The following is an 18,543-nucleotide window of genomic DNA, read 5'->3' as shown; positions in this document are numbered from 1 at the left end:
GCAGCCTCGTGCCCCGTGCCGGGTGTTGCGAACGGTCAGGGGCTCACGACGAGTTCGCTGAGGCGTGTCGCCAGCCAGGGCTTGCGTCCGCCCGCGCGCATCTGACCGCGGAGGATGGGCTTCCAGATCGGGGTGCGCTGGAAGGAGACGAGGAGGAAGGCGACCGGGGCGACGGTGAGGCGGCAGTCGTACGGGCGTGGTGGGGCGTCACGGGTGACCGTCATCGTGCCGTCCTCGATGACGACCGTGAGGCGAGGGCCGCCCTTGACCACGAGGTCGACGGCGAGGGTGACGCCGCGGGCCTTCTCGGTGTCGAGGCCCAGGGGCATGATCGTCGGCATGATCTGGCCGAGGACGAGTCGGGCCTCGTCGGGGCCGATGGGCCAGGGCAGGCCGCCGCCGCGGGCGATGTCGAGGCCGTGGACGAGGCTCTCGCTGAGCATCAGGCCGGTGAGGGCCGCGAGGGTGAGGTCGCGGCCGAACCAGGGGATGGCGACGGGGGTGTCCGGGGCGAGGCCTTCGGTGCCGCGGAGGAACGCTTCGCCGCGCTCGGCGACGACGTCCCCCAGGCGGGCGCGTTCCTCTTCGCCGAAGAGGCCGATGGAGGTGGCGTTCATCGCGGTGATCCGTTCGCCGAACGACCCTTCGCCGGGCGGCGGGAGGAGGCCGTCCCAGTCGACGGCCTTGTCGTCGAAGGCGAGGGAGCAGTAGGCGAGGTAGACGGAGGCGAGGTGCGCGCCGACGTCGCCCACCGTCCAGGCGGGGACGCCGGAGGGCGCGTTCCGGTCCGGCACCTGCCGGAGCAGCCGGACGAGCCGGGGGACCGCGGCGGCCAGGGCCGCCCGGGTCCTCTCGTGCTCGACGACGGGATCGAACGTGCTGACCGTACCCATACCACTCCCCCTGTGAGCCACGGATCGGGCCCGCAGATTACCGGGGAGTAGCTCGGTTGCGACAGCCCTGCGCGAGTCGTCGCACGTGGGTGGTCGCTCAGGCCTGGCGCTCGGTGATGTTGACCATCCAGGTGATGCCGAAGTTGTCCGTGCACATGCCGAAGACGTCGCCCCACATCTGCTTCTCCAGGGGGACGGTGACGGTTCCGTTGCCGGAGAGCTTGTCCCAGTAGGCGCGCAGTTCCTTGTCGTCGTCACCGCTGACGCTCACCGCGATGTTGGTTCCGGGGTTGTAGTCCATGCCGGGCGGGACGTCGCCGGCCATGAGCGTGAAGCCGCCCGCGGTCTCGAGCATGCTGTGCATGATCTTGTCGGCGGCGTCGCCGGCCTCTGCCTGGCCGAAGGAGCCGTAGGTGTTGATCTCCAGGGTGCCGCCGAAGACGCTCTTGTAGAACTCCATCGCCTGCCGGGCGTCGCCGTTGAAGCTGATGTACGGGTTGAGGCGCGAGGGCATGGGTGTCTCCTTCGGTGATGAGGCGTCGGTCTCGGGAGAGTAGGTGACGCGTCGCCGAAGGCCGGGGCGACGCCCCGGGGTGCCGCCGAAAGTGGACCTGATGCCGCCTGGGCGCGCACGGGGCCGCGCCCGCGGTCAGGAGGTCGCTACGTCGTCGTCCTGGCGCGGGCCGGTGGGGCGACGGCGTGACCCGCGGCGCGGAGTGCCTGGTCGTAGGCGTGCATGGCGTCCTCGGGGGCGCCGAGGCGCTGGTGGAGGAGGGCGGCGCGGTGCCAGCACTGGGTGGCCTGGCGGTCGCCGGGCGGCAGGGCCGAGAGGAGGGCGGTGGCCGCCGTGAGGGAGGTCGCGGCGGCGGTGTGGTCGCCGTGGGCGAGCGAGGCCTCGGCCAGGACGATGTGCGCGTGGGCGCGCTGGGTGCCGTGGGTGTCGGGCGCGCGGTCGAGGGCGGCCTGGGCGTGGTGTCGGGCCCGCGCGGGGTCGTCGGTGCGGACGAGGAGGCCGGCGAGGGCGAGTTCGCAGCGGGAGAGGTCGGAGGCGGCGTCGAGGCCGAGGAGGTCGGTGCGGGCTTCGTCGAGGAGCCGTACGGCCTCGGGCAGGCGGGTGGGCTGGGATTCGGCGAGGAGCACGCCGGTGAGGGCGCGCAGGTTGGCGGCGTCGAGGAGCCGGTCCGTCTGGCCGAAGAGGGCCAGGGCCTTGGTGGAGAGGGTGTGGGCCTCGGGGAATCGGCCTTCGTCGTGGGCGTGCCGGGCGGCTCGGGCGTATCCCTGGGCGCGCGCCGTGGGGGTGCGCGTGGCGGCGATGGCCTGCCCGGTGCGTTCCAGGAGGGCGTGGGCCTCCTCCTGGTCGCCCTGCTGGGCGCGTACCTCGGCGAGGAGCATCGCGAGCCGGGTCGCCTCGTCGGACCAGAGCAGTTCGCGCTGCTCGTAGACGGCCAAGGCGCGTTCGGCGAGCTCCGCCGCCGAGTAGAGGTCGCCGCCGGTGAGGTAGCAGCGGACGAGGTCGACGGCATGGTCGGCCCACGGGAGGGAGCCGGGCTCGGCGTGGCCGAGCTGCTCCTCGTGGCCGTCGGCGGCCTCGTCGAGCCGCCCCAGGCGTTCGAGGGCGTGCAGCCGGCCGGTGGCGGCCGCCGGACCGTCGAGGCCGTCGAGCAGGGCCAGGGCCTGCTCGGGGTCACCGGCCCGCAGGGCGAGCAGGCCGATCCGTATCCGGCTCTCGGTCTCGGTGCGGGTGTCGGTTTCCTGTCCCCGGGCGAGGAACTCGACCGTGGTGCCGAGGCGTGCGGCGAGGTGGCGGAGCGCGGCGGGCGAAGCGGCGCGGGATCCCGACTCGATCATCGACAGGTAGCTGGCGGACATGCCGGGGCCGGCCAGGTCGGCCTGCGAGCGCCCCTGGGTGACCCGCAGGGTGCGGATCCGGCTGCCTGTCTGCTCGTCGGGAGTCATGTCGACCGATCCTAAGGGGTGTCCGGCCGTACGGTCCTGGCCCCTGCGTCCGCCCGGTGCGCGCCCGGTCGCCGCGGTGGGCTCAGCTCCAGAGGGAGGGGCCCGGGCCTGCCAGGAGGAGGGCCTGGCGGTAGGCGTGGAGGGCGGCGTCCACGGCTCCGTAGGCGCGGTGGAGGCCGGCCGCGCGGTGCCATTCCCGGGCGAGCAGGATGCGGTTCGTGCCCTGGGTGGCGTCGAGGATGGCGGTCGCGAGGGCGATCTCGGCCTGGCATCCGGCCAGGTCTCCGGTGGCCAGCAGCGCTTCGGCGAGGACCAGGCGGCTGTCGGCCATGGCGAGGGTGGCGGGTGTCTGGGGCCGGGCGAGGGCGGTACGGACGTAGGCCAGGGCCCGTTCGGGCTCGTCGGAGCGGACGAGGAGGTCGGCCACCTCGGTCTCGCAGTCGATGAGGAGGTAGCCCTGGTCCAGCTCGGACAGCTCGGAGTGGGCGCGCAGGAGCAGGGTGAGGGCCTCCTCCCGGCGGTCGGGGTGGGCCCGGCCGAGCATCCTGCCGTGGATGCCGCGGACCGTGGCGAGGTTGAGGTGGTGCTCGGTCTCGCCGAACAGGGCGAGGGCCTGGCGTGAGAGTTCGCAGGCTTCCTCGGGGCGGCCCAGCCAGTACGCGTTGAGTGCCGCGTTCCAGCAGACGGCGCCGAGGGCGCCGGGCGCGCCGAGTTCGTCGGCGACGGTCCGGAGTCTGCGCAACAGCCGGTTCGCGCGCCGCAGTTCGCCTCGCCGGCTGTAGGCGCCTTCGAGGGTGACGCCGAGCCGTACGGCCTGTTCGTGCCAGGGGTGTCCGATGTCGGTGAAGTCGGCGAGGGCCTGTTCGCCCCGCTCGACCGCGGTCGCCAGGTCGCCGGCCTGGGAGTGGCAGCGCACGAGGGCGACGCCTCGTTCGGCCCGCTCCGATGAGCCGGGTTCCGCTTCGCGCCACAGTGCCTCGTAGAGGGGCGCGGCCTCGGACTTGCGGTCCAGTGCCTCCAGTGCGCGGGCCAGGCCGAACCGCGCGGCGGAGCCCGGCACGCGGGCGAAGGCGTCGAGTGCCTCGCCTGGGGAGCCGTTGTGCAGCGCTATCTCGGCGAACGCAAGGAGTCGTTCGTCTTCCGTGGACATGCCCATCGCCGGCACAGCATAGCCGTGTGAAGTTTCTTCACATCGGACTTCACAAGTCTTCACATCGGGGCTAGGTTTCGTGTCGATCACATTCGAACCATCTGGGGGAACTCTCGTGTCCGACCTGACGATTCACACCCACACCGGCTCCGAGGCCGGGCTGTTCGTGAACTCCTACATCGTGGAGACCGACAGCGGCCTCGTGGTGGTGGACACCAACCTGCTGAACTCCGACATCGCCGAACTCGTCGCGAAGGTCGCCGCGTTCGGCAAGCCGCTGCTCGGCGTCCTCGTCACCCACGCGCACCCGGACCACTTCAACGGCGTGCACGCGCTCGTGGACGGCCGGGACGTCCCGGTCTACGCGACCGAGGCGGTCGGCAAGGCCATCGTCGAGATCGCCGACGCGAAGCGGGCGCAGTGGGGGCCGGTGTACGGCGAGGAGTGGCCCGCGGTGACCGCGTACCCGACGGTCCTCCTGCAGGACGGTGACACGGTGGAGTTGGGCGGGGTCACCTTCACCGCCCGTCACGTCGGCCCGGCCGAGAGCCACGCCGACAGCTACTTCCTGGCCTCCGTCGACGGCGGCGCGCCCACCGCCTTCATCGGCGACCTCGCCTTCCACGGCACCCACCCGTACACGGCCGACGGCCACGGCGCGCTCTGGCTCGACGCGCTCGCCGCCCTCACCACCGACCTGGCCGGGGCCCGCACCCTGCTGCCCGGTCACGGCGCCCCGACGGGTGTCGAGGTGCTCACGGCGCAGCACCGGTACCTCGCGTACTACCGCGAGGCCGTCCGCGAGCTCGCGCAGGGCAGCCCCACGCTCACCGATGCGGCGAAGGAGGAACTCGACCGCCGCCTCCAGGAGTTCGCCCCCGACCTCCCGCTGACCTGGATGATCGCCCTCGGGGCCGACGCGGTCGCGGCGGAGCTCGCGGCTTCCTGACGCTTCGGCGACGCTTTCTTACGACGCTTTGGTACGACGCTTTCGTACGACGCTTTAGTACGGCGCTTCGGCGGCGCTTCGGCGGCGCTTTTGCGAACTGCCCCCGGCACCTCGTCCAAGGTGCCGGGGGCAGTTCGTGTGTCTAGCCGGTCTTGCCGTCGAGCATCTCGCGGAGGATGTCCAGGTGGCCGTTGTGACGGGCCGTCTCCTCGGTGAGGTGGAGGAGGATCCAGCGGAGGTCGACGTGGAGGCCGCCGCGTACGGGGTTCTTGGCCTTGGCGTCGAGGTCGTTCGCGGCGGCGAGTTCGCGGTAGCGGGCGCTCTGTTCCGCGTATTCGTCGAGGAGCTGGGCGAGGGGGAAATCGACCGCGACGCGCATCTCGCGGTCCGGGTCCTCCTCGGTCCAGGGGCCTTCGTCCTCCTCACCGAGGAAGACGACCTGGAACCAGTAGTACTCGACCCAGCGGAGGTGGTTGATCACTCCGTTGAGGGTCATCAGGGGCGAGCCCGGGAGGAGCGCCTTGACGGCGTTCTCCGGGGAGACCCCCGCGCACTTGGCGCGGGCAGTCTCGCGGGCGTAGTCGAGGAACGTGTTGAGCTGGGTGCGCTCGTCCCACGCGGCTGGGGTGTCATCGATTGTGCTCATCGTGCGAAGCGTCTCCGATCGGCTCCGGGATGTCGACGGAATTAGCCGGCGCGGAAGGCGAGCATCGCGGTGTCGTCGCGGTGGTCGGACAGGTCGTCGAGGAGGCGGAGGAGGTCGGGGAGGGGCTGGGCGCGGTGGCGGGCGGCGGCTTCGGCGAGGCGTCGGAGGCCGTCGTCGAGCGAGCCGGTACGGGACTCGATGAGGCCGTCGGTGTAGTGGAGGAGCGTGTCGCCGGGTTCGAGGGTGTGGTGGTGACTCGTACGGGCGACACGGGAGCCGACGCAGAGCGGCGGGTCCTCACCGCTGCCGGTGAGGAAGCGGGGAGCGCCTTGGGCCGGGACGAGGAGGGGCGGCGGGTGCCCGGCGTTGGACCAGGTCATGTGCCAGGTGCCGTCGGGGCGACGGTGGAGGTGGGCGTGGACGGCGGTGGTGAAGGGCGCGCCGGCGAGGCCTTCGGCGACGTCGTCGAGCATGGAGAGCACGGTGGCGGGGGTGCGGGCGGGGCCCTTGTGCCAGGCGAGGGCGCGGAGCATGCTGCGGAGCTGGCCCATCGCGGTGGCGGCGGCGAGGTCGTGGCCCGCGACGTCGCCGATGTCGAGGACGAGGCCGCCGTCGGGCTGGACGATCGCGTCGTACCAGTCGCCGCCGATCTCGTGTGAGGAGCTGGCGGGCTGGTAGCAGGCGGCGAGGCTCGCGCCGGGGACCTCCGGCGGCCGGGTGAGGTGGGCCCGCTGGAGGTCGAGGGCGGTACGGCGGGCCTGCTGGAGGTCGACGGCCTTGCGGATCGGCCGCTGGGCGTGGTGCAGCACCTCGCGCAGCAGCTCGACGTCGGCCGCCGCGGGGACGGGCGTGTCCCCGTTGGTACTGGTGGCCGCGTACCCCAGGACGATGTCCTCCACGACGAGCGGGACCAGCGTCAGGCTCGTCGCCCCGGAGGCGAGGAGCCACCGCTCGGTGACCGCGGGGACGAGGCCGGGTGGCACGGAGCCGCCCTCCGCGAGCAGGAAGGTACGCGGCACCCTGCTCTCCAGCACCTCGCGGACGGTCGCGGTGACCGTGACCCGCTGGCCCAGGAGCGCGGGCGGGGCGGGCAGGCCGGGGCGGGTGGCGGAGGCCACGCGGCGGGCGGTGACGGTGGCGTTCTCGGGGAGCGGCCACTCCTCGTGGGAGAGCAGCAGGACGAGGCAGGCGTCGGCGAGTTCGGGCACCACCACCCGTACGACGGCGGCGAACGCCTCCTCCGGGCTTCCGCCGGAGACCGCCGCCACCTGGGCGAGGAGGCTCTCGCGCAGGTGCGTGCCCCAGGTGTCCTCGACGTCCGCCGTCGCCGCGATCCACTCGGTGACCCGGCCCTCGTGCACGACCGGGACGCAGCGCGTGGACAGGTGGCGGTACGAGCCGTCGGCGGCCCGGATCCGGAAGGTGCTCTGGAAGACGCCGGTGCCGCCGGGCTCGGCGGCCGCACGCCAGGCTTCGCCGAGTCTCTCCCGGTCGCGGGGGTGCACGAAGGCGTACCAGTCCTCGTCGGCGCGGCCGTGCCACGGGGCTCCGGTGAGCTGCCGCCAGCCCGGTACGACCTCCTCCATGGAGCCGTCCCCGTGCATCACCCAGACCATCTGCGAGACGGCGGACACGAGGGCTTCGTAGCGCTGGAGTGCGCGGCTCTCCGGCGTCGTGTCCATGGCCACGACCAGGATTCCCGCGCCCTCGCCGGTGGTGACGGGGCTGCACGAGTAGACGAAGCGCGCCGACTGTTCGGGGGCGCCCGGGTCGGTCTCGCGGGCGCCGGTGACCTGCCGGGCGCGTCCGGTGTCCCGTACGTCGTCGAGCACGGACAGGAACCGCCCGGAGTCCGGGTCCGGGAAGGCGTCCCGGGCCGGGAGGCCGACCGGCCGCGCGCCGAACAGGCGGGTGAAGGCCTCGTTGGTGTAGATCAGCCGGTGCTCGGGCCCGGCCAGCAGCGCGACGGCCGCGATCGTCGCGTCGAACCATTCCGGATCGAGTGCCCGCTCCGGACTCATCGCGCCCCCGCCCCGGACGTCCGCCCGTCTCTCCCCACACCAACGCCGTGCATTTCCACATCTTCGCTGGTCACCTGGCATATCCCGGTGCGCCACGCGGGCTCTGGAGCGCCTCCGGCCGGCGATCGTGACCAGCGGAACGGGCGCGTCCCCGGCCGTCGTCCTGGATACTGCTGCGATGCCTCAGACGCCCGCCGTGGAGCCCGAACCCGTGTCGGCGGATCCGCCGCACCGGACGGACCGGACGCTGCTCACCCAGTCCTGGCTGGATCTGGCGTTCCTGCACTGGGCGGTGGAGCCCGCCGAGGTGGCGCCGCTGCTGCCGGCGGGTACCGTGCCCGACACCCTGGACGGGGTGACGTACGTGGGGCTCGTGGCGTTCCGGATGCACCGGGTCGGCTGGTTCCGGCTGCCGGGATTCCCGTACCTCGGCACCTTCCCCGAGACCAACGTGCGGTTGTACTCGGTGGACGGCCACGGGCGGCGCGGGGTGGTCTTCCGGTCGCTCGACGCTTCCCGTCTGCTGCCGGTGGCGGTCGGCAGGTGGGCGTTCCGCCTCCCCTACGTCTGGTCGCGGATGAGCATACGGAGCGAGGGCTCCACGATGACGTACAGCAGCAGGCGGAGGTGGCCGGGGCCGCGCGGGGCCCACAGCGCGCTCTCGGTGGACATCGGGGAGCGGGTCGACGAACCGACGGCGCTCGAACACTTCCTGACCGCCCGTTGGGGCATGCACAGTTCCTTCCGCGGGCGGCCGCTCTACCTGCCGAACACCCACCCCCGCTGGCCCCTCCACCGCGCCCGCCTGCTCTCGCTCGACGAGAGCCTGCTCACCGCCGCCGGTTTCCCCCGTCCGCTCGGCGAGCCCGTCAGCGTCCTGTACTCCCCCGGCGTTCCGGTCCGCTTCGGCCCGCCGCCGAGGCGGCCGGACGGCGTGGCCGTGCCACGCCAGCGGCGGGCCGAGGACAGCTGACGCGCCGGGGCGCGAGCGAGGGGTCCGGCAGGTCGGTCGGGTGCGGGTGGAGCGTGGGTATTCCCCGCCGAGCCATCGGGATGCCGATGGCGGGCATCGGCTTCTCCATTGGTGGCGTCTCACGGGCGGGGCTACGTTCGAGGACATCGCCGCACTGACGTTCCGAGGGGGGAGCGTCCGGGCGGGCAGTCGTGGTCCCGGGGTCCTGAGGGGCCGAATCTCCTGGAGTGAACGCATGTCGAAGATCCTTTTTGTGATGACCGGCGCCGACCACTGGACGCTCGCGGACGGGACGAAGCACCCGACGGGCTTCTGGGCGGAGGAGGCCGTGGCGCCGTACGAGGCGTTGACGGCGGCCGGGCACGAGATCGTGGTGGCCACGCCGGGGGGTGTGGTGCCGACGGTGGACCAGGGCAGCCTGGCGCCGGAGGCGAACGGCGGGCAGGAGGGCGCGGACAGGATCGCCGCCACGCTCGCCTCCATGGAGGAGCTCAACAGGCCGATCCGGCTGGACGAGGTGGAGCTGGGTGATTACGACGCCGTCTTCTACCCCGGCGGCCACGGCCCCATGGAGGACCTCGCGGTCGACGCCACCTCCGGCGCGCTGCTGATCGCGGCGCTCGAGTCCGGCAAGCCGCTGGCGGTCGTCTGCCACGCGCCGGCCGCCCTGCTCGCCGCCACGCGGGCCGACGGGACCAACGCCTTCGCCGGCTACGAGGTCGCCGCGTTCACCAACGCCGAGGAGACGCAGGCCGGGTTCGCGGACAAGGCGAAGTGGCTCCTCGAGACCCGCCTCGTCGAGGCCGGCGTGAACGTCCGGGTGGGCGAGCCGTGGGCCCCCAACGTCGTGATCGACCGCAACCTCGTCACCGGGCAGAACCCCGCCTCCTCCGCGCCGCTGGCGGCCGAGGTCGTCAAGATGCTGGGCTGAACCGTACGGGACGCCGGCCGCCCCTCGTCCGGGGGCGGCCGGCGTCTTCGTGTGTGCGTCCATAGGCTGGTCGGTAGGGTTTCCGCGTGGTTCATACGCATTCCGATGGCACCGGGTCAGTGCCGCTGTCCGGTGTCACCGCGGTGACGGACCTGAATCTGCTGCGCACCTTCCTGGCGGTCCACCGGTCCGGGTCGTTCACGGCGGCCGCCGGGCTGCTCGGTCTCTCGCAGCCGACGGTGACCGCGCAGATCCGGTCGCTGGAGCGCCAGACGGGCCGGGAGCTGTTCGTACGGCTGCCGAGAGGGGTCGCGCCGACGCCCGTCGCGCACGATCTGGCGGCGCGGGTCGCCGCTCCCCTGGACGCGCTGGCGGCCGCGACCGGACAGGACGAGGCGCGCGACGAGCGGGCGGCGCCGGTGCACTTGGCCGGGCCCGCCGAACTCCTCTGTACGCGGGTGCTGCCCGCGCTCGCCCCGCTGGCCGCGCAGGGGGTGCGGCTGCGGGTGACGCCGGGGCTGACGGAACCGCTCCTGGACGAGGTGCGCGCGGGCCGGCACGACCTGGTCGTCGCGACGTTCCGGCCGCGCGGGCGGACGCTGGTCGCGGTCCCGCTGATGGACGAGGAGTTCGTGCTCGTGGCCGCACCCGTCTGGGCGGACCGCGCGAGGGAGGGTCTCGCCGGTCAGGGGCCGGCGGCGCTGCACGGCGTACCCCTGGTCGCGTACGCGGAGGATCTGCCGATCGCCCGGCGCTACTGGCGCCATGTCTTCGGCGCCCGGCTGTCCTGCCCCGCCGCGGTCACCGTGCCCGATCTGCGCGGTGTCCTCGCGGCGGTCACGGCCGGAGCGGGCTTCTCGGTCCTGCCGCGCTATCTGTGCGAGGCGGAGCTCGCCTCCGGTGCGCTCGTCCTGCTGCACGAGCCCGAGGATCCGCCGATCAACACCGGCTACCTGGTGCAGCGGCCCGGGCGTCCGGACAACCCCGACGTCACGCGGGTCCGCGATCTGCTGATCGACGCGGGGCGGGGCTGGTGACTCGGCAGGACGTGGCGGGCGGGGTCAGGTCGCGGGGGTGAGGGGGATGGCGGCGGAGAGTACGGTGCCTTCGCCCGGGGCGGATTCGACGGTGAGGGTGCCGCCGAGCTGGCGGGCGCGGACGCGCATGGCGGGCAGGCCGTGGCCGCGGACTCCGCCGGGGGTGTCGGCCGGGTCGAAGCCGTGGCCGTCGTCGGCGATGTCGAGGACGACCTGGTCGTCGAGGTAGGTGAGGGTGAGGGCGGCGGACTCGGCGTCGGCGTGCTCGCGGATGTTGGCAAGGGCGCCCTGCGCGATCCGGAGCAGCGCCGACCGCACCCGCTCGGGCAGGGCGGTGGTGGCGACGCCGTCCTGGTGGAAGTGGACCCGCAGGGTGTCGGAGGTCTCGCGGGCGGCCAGGGTACGCAGGGCGTCGTCGAGGCTTCCTCCGTCGGCGAGGTCGGCGGGCGCGAGGTCGTGGACGAAGCGGCGGGCCTCGGCGAGGTTCTGTTCCGCGATGGTCGTGGCGGTACGGACGTGACGGCGGGCGGCCACCGGATCGGTGTCCCACAGCCGGTCGGCGGCCTGGAGCAGCATCTGCTGGCTGGACAGGCCCTGCGCGAGGGTGTCGTGGATCTCCATGGACAGCCGCTGCCGCTCGGCGAGGGTGCCCTCACGCCGCTCGGTGGCGGCGAGTTCGCGCCGGGTGCGGACGAGGTCGGCGATGACCGTCCGCAGGCGGTCGGCCTGGCGCTGGGAGTAGATGAAAACGGCCGTGGCGACGGCGGCGACGGCCGGCGGGGCGAACATCAGGTTCGGGTCGAAGCCGAAGCGGAGCCGCAGCTTCACCTGAGCGGCCACGACACAGGCGGTGATCACGGTGACCAGGATGATCGCGGACCGGATGCGCAGCGAACGCAGGCCCGTGTAGAAGAGCGGCACCGCGCACCAGCCGAAGCTCGGCGCGAGGAACACCAGGGCGAGCCAGGTCCCCATCACGGCGGCCAGCCAGATCATGGGTCCCGCCGGGGTCCGGGCGGAGCCGCGGGCCGGGGCCCGACGGGGGCCGAGGACGGGGCCCAGGACGTACAGCCCGGACAGCAGGGCGGCGAGGACGATCACCCAGGGAGTGCTGCGGGCGCCGGGGTGGACGATCAGGTAGCGGGTCAGCGACGAGCAGAGGAGGACGAAGAACGCCACGTGCATGACGGTCGCGAGCCAGCCGGCGTCGGGGTCGGCGTCCTCCGTGCCGATGGGCGCCCGCTCGTTCGTCCGCACCGTTCGCTCCTCTTCTCCGCTCGTTCCCCCGGCCCCAGGCTATCCGGATTGATCAATTCCGCATCATCCGATCGGCTGACCCCTGGGTCCCCCGCCGGGAGCGCCGGGCGGAGCCTGTAGGCCGACCGGTGAGGGCCGCATCCGCCCCCAGGATGGATGTCAGAGCGGGAACGCAGACGCTTCCCGAAGCCCCCAAGGGGCCGATCCCCAAGGAGATGACGACCATGAAGAAGCTGTCCCTGCGTACCCGCGTCCTCACCGGTACCGTCGCCGCCGGCGCCCTCGCCGCCGGAACCTTCGGCGCCGTCTCCGCGAACGCCGCCACCCCGGCCGCCGCGGCCGCCGCCGTCGCCAAGGCCGACGCCGCGAACAAGAACACCACGCAGTCGACCCACCTGACGATCGAGGCCGCCACCAAGGCCGCGCGGGCCACCCTGGACGCCGCCGAGAAGGAGAACCAGCGCGTCTCCGTCGCGGTCGTCGACCGCAACGGCAACACCCTCGTCACCCTCCGCGGCGACGGCGCGGGCCCGCAGTCCTACGAGTCCGCCGTCAAGAAGGCCTACACCGCCGTCTCCTGGAACGCCCCCACCTCCGAGCTCGCCAAGCGCCTCACCAACGCCCCCACCCTCAAGGACATCCCCGGCACCCTCTTCCTCGCCGGCGGCGCCCCCGTCACCGCCAAGGGCGCCCCCATCGCCGGCATCGGCGTCGCCGGCGCCCCCTCCGGCGACCTCGACGAGAAGTTCGCCCAGGCCGGCGTCGCCGCCCTGAACAAGTAATCCCCGGCGAGCGACACCCCACAGACGCCGACGGCACCTGTCCCCCCGTACGGGTGCCGTCGGCTTTCCCTCATCGTTGTGCGGGCCGAGGAGGACCGACATGCGCGAAAGCAACCACCGCCTGCTGGCCGCCGCCCGCCGGGGCGACGCCCAGGAGGTCCGCGCCGCCCTGGAGGCGGGCGCCTCCGTGGAGGCCCGCGACGAAGAGCTGCGCTCGCCCCTGCTGCTGGCCTCGCTCGGCAGCCACGTCGAGGCCGCCCGGGTCCTGGTCGCGGCCGGGGCCGATCCCGACGCCCAGGACCGCCGCCACGACAGCGCCTGGCTCGTCACCGGCGTGACCGGCAACGTGGACATGATGCGCGCCCTGCTGCCGGCCGGCCCGGACCTGACCCTGCGCAACCGCTTCGGCGGGGTATCCCTGATCCCCGCGAGCGAACGCGGCCACGTCCCCTACGTCCGCGCGGTGCTGCGGGAGACCGGCATCGACGTCGACCACGTCAACGACCTCGGCTGGACCGCCCTCCTGGAGGCCGTCATCCTCGGCGACGGCGGCCGTGCGCACCAGGAGGTCGTGGAACTCCTCCTGGCCGCCGGCGCCGACCCCACCCTCGCCGACGCCGACGGCGTCCCTCCCCTGCACCACGCGGAACGCCGCGGGTTCACCGAGATCGCGGCGCTGCTCAGGGCTCCAGGTACTCCGCCACGAGGGTGGCGAAGGCCTCCGGAGTGAGGACCTCGACGCCGAGCTCCTGGGCCTTGACGGCCTTCGAGCTCGGCTTGCCGCTCGCGGACGGCGCGGCCACCAGGTAGGTCGTGCGGGCGTTGACGCCGCTGCCCGCGCGTCCGCCGGCCTTCTCGATCAGCGCGCCCATCTCGGACCGGCCCCAGCCGTCGAGGGGGCCTGTCATCTTCCCGGTCACGACGACGGTCTTTCCGGTCAGGGGCCCGTCGGGTGCCTCCTCGTCGCCCGGCTGCCGCGGCTCGGTCATGGAGACGCCGGCGGCTGTCAGCTTGTCGATCACCGGGGCGAGCGCCGCGACCTGCTCGACGATGACGGGCGCCTTCTCCGGACCGATGCCCTCGACGTCCTGGAGGACGGCCGCGTCGGCCGCGCGGATGGCCTCCATGGTGCCGAAGTGCTCGGCGATGCGCCGGGACATGCGCCGTCCCGTGCCCGGTATGCCCAGCGCGCAGAAGACGCGGCTGAGGGGCCGGTCCTTGGCGAGCCGGATCTGCTCGGCCAGCTTCGCGCCCCGCTTGGCGCTGCCCGAGGCGACCGTGAGCTGTTCCTCGGTGAGGGTGAACAAGTCGGCGACGTCCGCTACTTCACCGGCGGCGATGAGCGCGTCGACGTACTTCCTGCCGAGGCCGTCGATGTCGAGGATGTCGCGCCCGGCGACGTACTCGATCAGCGGCGCGAGCGCGCAGGCGGTCCCCTTCGCACAACGCCACCGCTCCTGGCTCCGGTCGATCTCCCCGCCGCAGTGCGGGCATTCCCGCGGCAGCGGGACCGGGACGGCGTCCTGGGGGCGCAGCTCGACGACGGCGGCCTCGACGCGCGGGATGATGTCGCCGGCCTTGTGGACCGTCACGGTGTCACCGAGGTGGAGGTCGCGCCGGAGGATGTCGGCCGGGTTGTGCAGGGTGGCGCGGGTGACGGTGGAGCCGTCGAGGTCGACCGGGTCGAGGATCGCGGTGGGCGCGAGGACGCCCGTGCGGCCGACCTCCCAGATCACCTCCCGCAGCACGGTCTGCCGCTCGACGGCGGGGAGTTTGTAGGCGATGGCCCAGTACGGGAAGCGGCTGCCGAGGCCCGCGGCGGCCTGTTCGGCGGCGCTGTCGGCCTTGATGACGACGCCGTCGATGCCGAACGGCAGGGTGGCGCGCATCGCGGCGATGGCGTCGACCCGCTGCCGCGCCTCGGCAAGGGTCGCCACCACGTGCAGGCCGGCCGGGGTCGCGGCCGTCGTGCCCACCCCGGCCCGCTCCACCGCGGCGAGCGTCTCCGCGTGGGTGGCCCCCGCGGGCGGGAAGGCGCCGCCGTCGAGCGCGACCGCGCCGTACGCCCAGAACGTCATCGCGAGGCGGTAGGGCCGGTCCTTGGCCCGCAGGGTACCCGCGGCCCCGTTGCGCGGATTGGCGAATACGCCCGCGCCGTGCGCCGTACGCACCTCGTTGGCCGCCTCGAACTGCTCCTGGGTGAAGAGGACTTCGCCCCGCGCCTCGAAGGTGAGCGGTTCCGCCAGTTGCTCGGGCAGGCCCACGATCGTGCCGATGACGTGGCTGACGTCCTCGCCCCGCGTGCCGTCGCCTCGCGTGATGATCCGCTCAAGGCGTCCGTCGCGGTAGCGGGCCGCGATGGCCGCGCCGTCCATCTTCGGTTCGACGGTGAACCCGCCCGTCGGCTCGTGTCCGAGACGGCGCCGGAGCGAGGCGCCCCAGGACTCCAGCTCCTCGGGCGTGAAGACGTTGTCGAGGCTGAGCAGGAGCGTGGTGTGCGCGACGTCGCCGGCCGGTGCCGCCCCGTCGGCCACCCGGCCCGTCGGGGAGTCCTCGGCGACCTCGTCCGGATGCGCGGTCTCCCAGGCCTTCACCGCTATCAGCAGCCGGTCGTAGGTGGCGTCGTCCATCAGGCTGTATCCCGCGCCGAAGTACGTGCGCGACGCCTCCCGCAGCCGCTCGACGGCGGCGTCGTACTCGGCGGGGGTGGAGATCCCGGGCAGGCTGGAGCGCGCCTCATCGGCGGAGGTGATCGTCATGGGAACCATCCTTGCGGACACCACTGACAACGCCCCTCGGCCGCCGTGCGCACCCAGCCGGTGCCGCCCGCCCCTTGCCGCCTTGCCGTCCAGCCGGTGTCACGAGTCGGGGTCACCCGTCAGGGTCGCGAGTCGGTGCCGTCCTGGCGGGCCGTCAGGCCGGTACGACCATCGCGACGGTGACCACGGCCAGCAGCCCGATGTACGACCAGGCGTGGGTGCGGTCGGGGATGCGGGGCGGGCGGCGGCGCAGGACGGCGATGACGGGGAGGGCGCCGAGGAGCAGGGCGACGGCGGCGTAGGGGTCGACCAGGCCGATGAGGTCGATGGGGCCGGCGGGGTCGGTGGGGCCTGCGGGTCCGGTGGGGGTCTTCGTGGCGGCGAGGGGCGGGGAGCCCGCGAGGGAGACCAGGGCGGCCGGGAGCGCGATGGCGAGGGTGAGGGGGTTGGCGAGGGCGGTCGCCAACCGCATGGGGTGCCCGGCCCGGCGCATGGCGGGGACGGTCATGACGCTGCCTCCCACGCCGAGGAACGCGGCGACCGCGCCGATGGGGAGGCCGGCGGTGGCGGGGAGCGGCCGTCCGCTGGTCTCCGAGGCCTGCTCGGGAAGGCTCGCGGGCCGGAGGAAGCCCGGGCGGAGGAGGAGGTCGAGGGCGGTGAGGGCGAGGTAGGCGACGAAGGCCCAGCGGGTGAGGGCGGGTGGGGCGTAGCGGGTGGCGCAGGCGCCGAGGCAGGCGCCGGCCGCGAGCAGGGCGAGCAGGGTGCCGGTTCCGCGGAGGGCGTGCAGGACGCTCCGCGGGGTGACGGCGGTGGCGAAGCCCGCGTTGACGACCATCACGAGGGCCGAGGTGGCGGTGGCCACGCGGATCGCGTCCGTGCCGAGGGCGGCGTCCGCCCAGACCACGACGGGGACGGCGACGAAGCCGCCGCCGAAGCCGAACAGCACGGTCGTCGCCCCGGTGAGGAGCCCGATCGCGATCAGTACCACCATGTTGATGTCCATGGATCAAGCCCATCAGGGCGCGGGTGGTGCCCGCATGCGATGGTCGGCGGGATTCCTTCGCGTCTCGGCCACTACGGTGGGCCGGTGAAGAACATCCCGCTGGACGAGGTCGACCACGTCGACCGGGCCGTCCTGCCGATCGGCACGGACTACCCGGACGGCCGGGTCCTGGACTGGCACGAGCACCGGCGGGCGCAGTTCCTGTACGGGGCGACCGGCGTGATGGTGGTCGAGACCGCCGACGGCACGTGGACGGTGCCGCCCGAGCGGGCCGTCCTGATCCCGGCGGCCACCTTGCACCGGGTGCGGATGCTGGGGGTGAGCACCCGCAGCCTGTACGTGGAGCCCGGCGCCGTCCCGTGGTGGCCGGCTCGCTGCACGGTGGTCGACGTACCGCCGCTGCTGCGTGAACTGCTGCTGGCCGCCGTCGAGTTCCCGGCCGACTACAGCGTCGCGGGCCGGGAGGGCGCGGTGGCCACGCTGCTCCTGCACGAGATCGCGGCGCGTGCCCCGCTGCCGTTCCATGTCGGCACCCCGGCGTCCGAGGACCTCGCGGCCCTGTGCCGCGCCTATCTCGCGGCGCCGGACGCCGGTGTCACCAACACCGAGTGGGCGGCCCGTACGGCGCTGAGCGAGCGGGCGTTCACCCGGCGCTTCCGCGCGGAGACGGGCGAGAGCCCCGCCGTGTGGCGGGCCCGCGCCCGGCTCCTCGCCGCGCTGCCCCTCCTGCGTACCGCCTCGGTCACCGAGGTCGCGGCCCGGCTCGGTTACGCCTCCCCGGCCGCCTTCACGGCGGCCTTCACGCGCGCGTTCGGCCTTCCGCCGTCCCGTTTCGGCGCGGGCCGGACGTCGGGCCGCTCCTGAGGCGAGCGGTGGAGGCCCGGGTCAGCGGGTCACCGTCCATTTCTGGTTGGCGCCGCCGGTGCAGGTCCAGATCTGGAGGCGGGTGCCGTTGGCGGAGCTGTTGCCGGTGGCGTCGAGGCACTTGCCGGAGCGGGGGTTGACGATGTCGCGGGCGCTGTTGGCGGTCCACCGCTGGGCTTCGGTGCCGTTGCAGTCGTACAGCTGGGTGGGGGTGCCGTCGGCGGTTCCGGCGGCGGTGACGTCGAGGCACTTGCCGAGGGCGCGGAGGGATCCGTCGGCGGCGAGGGTCCACTGTTGCGCCGGGGTGCCGTTGCAGTCGTAAAGCTGGATGGGAGTGCCGTTGGCGGTGTTCGCGCCTGCCACGTCGACGCACTTCCCGCCGATGCCGGTGACGGGTCCCGCGGTGGCGGGGCCGTCGGCGGTGGTGACGCGGACGTGGTCGACGACGAGCTGCTGAGGGAAGGCGGTGGAGCCGTCGGGGTCGCCGGGCCAGTAGCCGCCGACGGCGAGGTTGAGGATGAGGAAGAAGGGCTTGTCGAAGACCCAGGTCCGGCCGCCGAGGTCGGCGGGGGTACGGGTCTGGTAGACGGTTCCGTCGACGCTCCAGGTGATCCGGCCGGGCGACCAGTCGACGGCGAAGGTGTGGAAGGCGTCGGCGAAGGCCTGGCCGCCGGGCAGGGTGTGGGCGGCGCCGATGCCGCCGGAGCCGGAGTAGCCGGGTCCGTGGAGGGTGCCGTGGACGGTGGAGGGTTCGAAGCCGACGTTCTCCATGACGTCGATCTCGCCGGAGGCCGGCCAGCCGACCTGGCCGATGTCGTCGCCGAGCATCCAGAAGGCGGGCCACATGCCCTGGCCGCGCGGCACCTTCATGCGGGCCTCGACGTGGCCGTACCGGGTGGTGAACCGTCCCGCGGTGTTCAGGCGTGCGGAGGTGTACTCGCACCTCCCGTACCAGCAGCCGTAGTTGCCAGGGTTCTCCTTGCGGGCGGTGATGACCAGGTGGCCCTGGCCGTCGAGGGCGGCGTTGCGGTTGCCGGCCGTGTAGTACTGCCGCTCGTGGTTGTTGACGTTGTCGCCGGTCTCGATCTGCCAGCGCGAGCCGTCGACGGCGGATCCGGCCGGGCCGTCGAAGTCGTCGGAGAAGGTGACGGCGGCCGCTTGGGCGGCGGGGGCGGGTGGCGCCAGTTTGGCGGGCCCCGGGCCGAGCGCCGTGAGGGCCAGCGCGAAGCCGAGGGCGGTGATGGCGGTGGCCAGTGGGCGGCGCAGCCTTGAACGGGAGGAGGGCATGACTCTCTCTTCCGTGGGATGTGGGGGGACAGGTC

General features: G+C 73.4%; 17 protein-coding genes. 7 read left to right on the top strand and 10 right to left on the bottom strand.

What is annotated here, in order from left to right; genetic code table 11:
• Positions 1 to 35: 35 nt before the first annotated feature.
• The 4 genes from ACZ7G1_RS03060 to ACZ7G1_RS03045 form a co-directional block, all read right to left on the bottom strand.
• Entirely contained in the window at positions 36 to 893 is an 858-nt protein-coding gene (locus ACZ7G1_RS03060; protein ID WP_470877924.1) for a maleylpyruvate isomerase N-terminal domain-containing protein, read from the bottom strand.
• 97 nt (positions 894 to 990) lie between these two features.
• On the bottom strand, positions 991 to 1,407 hold the full coding sequence (locus ACZ7G1_RS03055) for a VOC family protein (RefSeq protein ID WP_470877923.1): 417 nt from the start codon (positions 1,405 to 1,407) through the stop codon (positions 991 to 993).
• Positions 1,408 to 1,553: 146 nt separating this feature from the next.
• Positions 1,554 to 2,849 (bottom strand): helix-turn-helix domain-containing protein, encoded by a 1,296-nt coding sequence (locus tag ACZ7G1_RS03050; RefSeq protein WP_470877922.1) that lies wholly within the window; start codon positions 2,847 to 2,849, stop codon positions 1,554 to 1,556.
• Between the two features lie 82 nt (positions 2,850 to 2,931).
• Positions 2,932 to 3,999 (bottom strand): hypothetical protein, encoded by a 1,068-nt coding sequence (locus tag ACZ7G1_RS03045; RefSeq protein WP_470877921.1) that lies wholly within the window; start codon positions 3,997 to 3,999, stop codon positions 2,932 to 2,934.
• 115 nt (positions 4,000 to 4,114) lie between these two features.
• Between ACZ7G1_RS03045 and ACZ7G1_RS03040 the strand changes: the two genes are divergently transcribed.
• Entirely contained in the window at positions 4,115 to 4,948 is an 834-nt protein-coding gene (locus tag ACZ7G1_RS03040) for an MBL fold metallo-hydrolase (RefSeq protein WP_470877920.1), read from the top strand.
• A 142-nt stretch (positions 4,949 to 5,090) separates the two neighbouring features.
• Here the strand turns inward: ACZ7G1_RS03040 and ACZ7G1_RS03035 are convergent, their stop codons facing one another.
• Positions 5,091 to 5,594, bottom strand: a complete 504-nt coding sequence (locus ACZ7G1_RS03035) for a DinB family protein (RefSeq protein ID WP_470877919.1) — start codon at positions 5,592 to 5,594, stop codon at positions 5,091 to 5,093.
• Between the two features lie 41 nt (positions 5,595 to 5,635).
• Positions 5,636 to 7,615 (bottom strand): SpoIIE family protein phosphatase, encoded by a 1,980-nt coding sequence (locus ACZ7G1_RS03030; RefSeq protein ID WP_470877918.1) that lies wholly within the window; start codon positions 7,613 to 7,615, stop codon positions 5,636 to 5,638.
• 178 nt (positions 7,616 to 7,793) lie between these two features.
• Here ACZ7G1_RS03030 and ACZ7G1_RS03025 point away from each other — a divergent pair, with 178 nt between their 5' ends.
• The 3 genes from ACZ7G1_RS03025 (at position 7,794) to ACZ7G1_RS03015 (ending at position 10,556) form a co-directional block, all read left to right on the top strand.
• A complete protein-coding gene (locus tag ACZ7G1_RS03025) occupies positions 7,794 to 8,588 on the top strand; it encodes a YqjF family protein (protein WP_470877917.1) in 795 nt (264 codons plus the stop codon).
• 235 nt (positions 8,589 to 8,823) lie between these two features.
• Positions 8,824 to 9,519 (top strand): type 1 glutamine amidotransferase domain-containing protein, encoded by a 696-nt coding sequence (locus ACZ7G1_RS03020; protein ID WP_470877916.1) that lies wholly within the window; start codon positions 8,824 to 8,826, stop codon positions 9,517 to 9,519.
• Positions 9,520 to 9,662: 143 nt separating this feature from the next.
• Positions 9,663 to 10,556 (top strand): LysR family transcriptional regulator, encoded by an 894-nt coding sequence (locus tag ACZ7G1_RS03015; protein ID WP_470877915.1) that lies wholly within the window; start codon positions 9,663 to 9,665, stop codon positions 10,554 to 10,556.
• A 24-nt stretch (positions 10,557 to 10,580) separates the two neighbouring features.
• Here the strand turns inward: ACZ7G1_RS03015 and ACZ7G1_RS03010 are convergent, their stop codons facing one another.
• Positions 10,581 to 11,741, bottom strand: a complete 1,161-nt coding sequence (locus tag ACZ7G1_RS03010; protein WP_470878052.1) for a sensor histidine kinase — start codon at positions 11,739 to 11,741, stop codon at positions 10,581 to 10,583.
• Positions 11,742 to 12,037: 296 nt separating this feature from the next.
• On the opposite strand from ACZ7G1_RS03010, the gene ACZ7G1_RS03005 reads away from it, so the two are divergent.
• Both ACZ7G1_RS03005 and ACZ7G1_RS03000 read left to right on the top strand, forming a co-directional pair.
• A complete protein-coding gene (locus ACZ7G1_RS03005; RefSeq protein ID WP_470877914.1) occupies positions 12,038 to 12,595 on the top strand; it encodes a GlcG/HbpS family heme-binding protein in 558 nt (185 codons plus the stop codon).
• A gap of 100 nt (positions 12,596 to 12,695) precedes the next feature.
• The gene (locus tag ACZ7G1_RS03000) at positions 12,696 to 13,325 is read left to right on the top strand and encodes an ankyrin repeat domain-containing protein (protein WP_470877913.1); all 630 of its coding nucleotides are present in this window, start codon (positions 12,696 to 12,698) and stop codon (positions 13,323 to 13,325) included.
• Here ACZ7G1_RS03000 and ligA read toward each other — a convergent pair.
• Both ligA and ACZ7G1_RS02990 read right to left on the bottom strand, forming a co-directional pair.
• Positions 13,276 to 15,354: an NAD-dependent DNA ligase LigA gene (gene ligA, locus ACZ7G1_RS02995; protein WP_470877912.1), complete on the bottom strand. Its 2,079-nt coding sequence runs from the start codon at positions 15,352 to 15,354 to the stop codon at positions 13,276 to 13,278. The two genes, ACZ7G1_RS03000 and ligA, sit on opposite strands and share 50 nt — an antisense overlap.
• A gap of 154 nt (positions 15,355 to 15,508) precedes the next feature.
• Positions 15,509 to 16,351: a TSUP family transporter gene (locus tag ACZ7G1_RS02990; protein WP_470878051.1), complete on the bottom strand. Its 843-nt coding sequence runs from the start codon at positions 16,349 to 16,351 to the stop codon at positions 15,509 to 15,511.
• Between the two features lie 90 nt (positions 16,352 to 16,441).
• Between ACZ7G1_RS02990 and ACZ7G1_RS02985 the strand changes: the two genes are divergently transcribed.
• Positions 16,442 to 17,221, top strand: a complete 780-nt coding sequence (locus ACZ7G1_RS02985) for an AraC family transcriptional regulator (protein ID WP_470877911.1) — start codon at positions 16,442 to 16,444, stop codon at positions 17,219 to 17,221.
• A gap of 21 nt (positions 17,222 to 17,242) precedes the next feature.
• On the opposite strand, the gene ACZ7G1_RS02980 is transcribed toward ACZ7G1_RS02985, so the two are convergent.
• Complete coding sequence (locus ACZ7G1_RS02980) at positions 17,243 to 18,508, bottom strand: ricin-type beta-trefoil lectin domain protein (RefSeq protein WP_470877910.1); 1,266 nt, start codon at positions 18,506 to 18,508, stop codon at positions 17,243 to 17,245.
• Positions 18,509 to 18,543 lie beyond the last annotated feature (35 nt).

The sequence above is a fragment of the Streptomyces sp. NPDC037273 genome (genome assembly GCF_055603625.1).
This window is presented reverse-complemented; position numbering and strand designations above follow the sequence as displayed.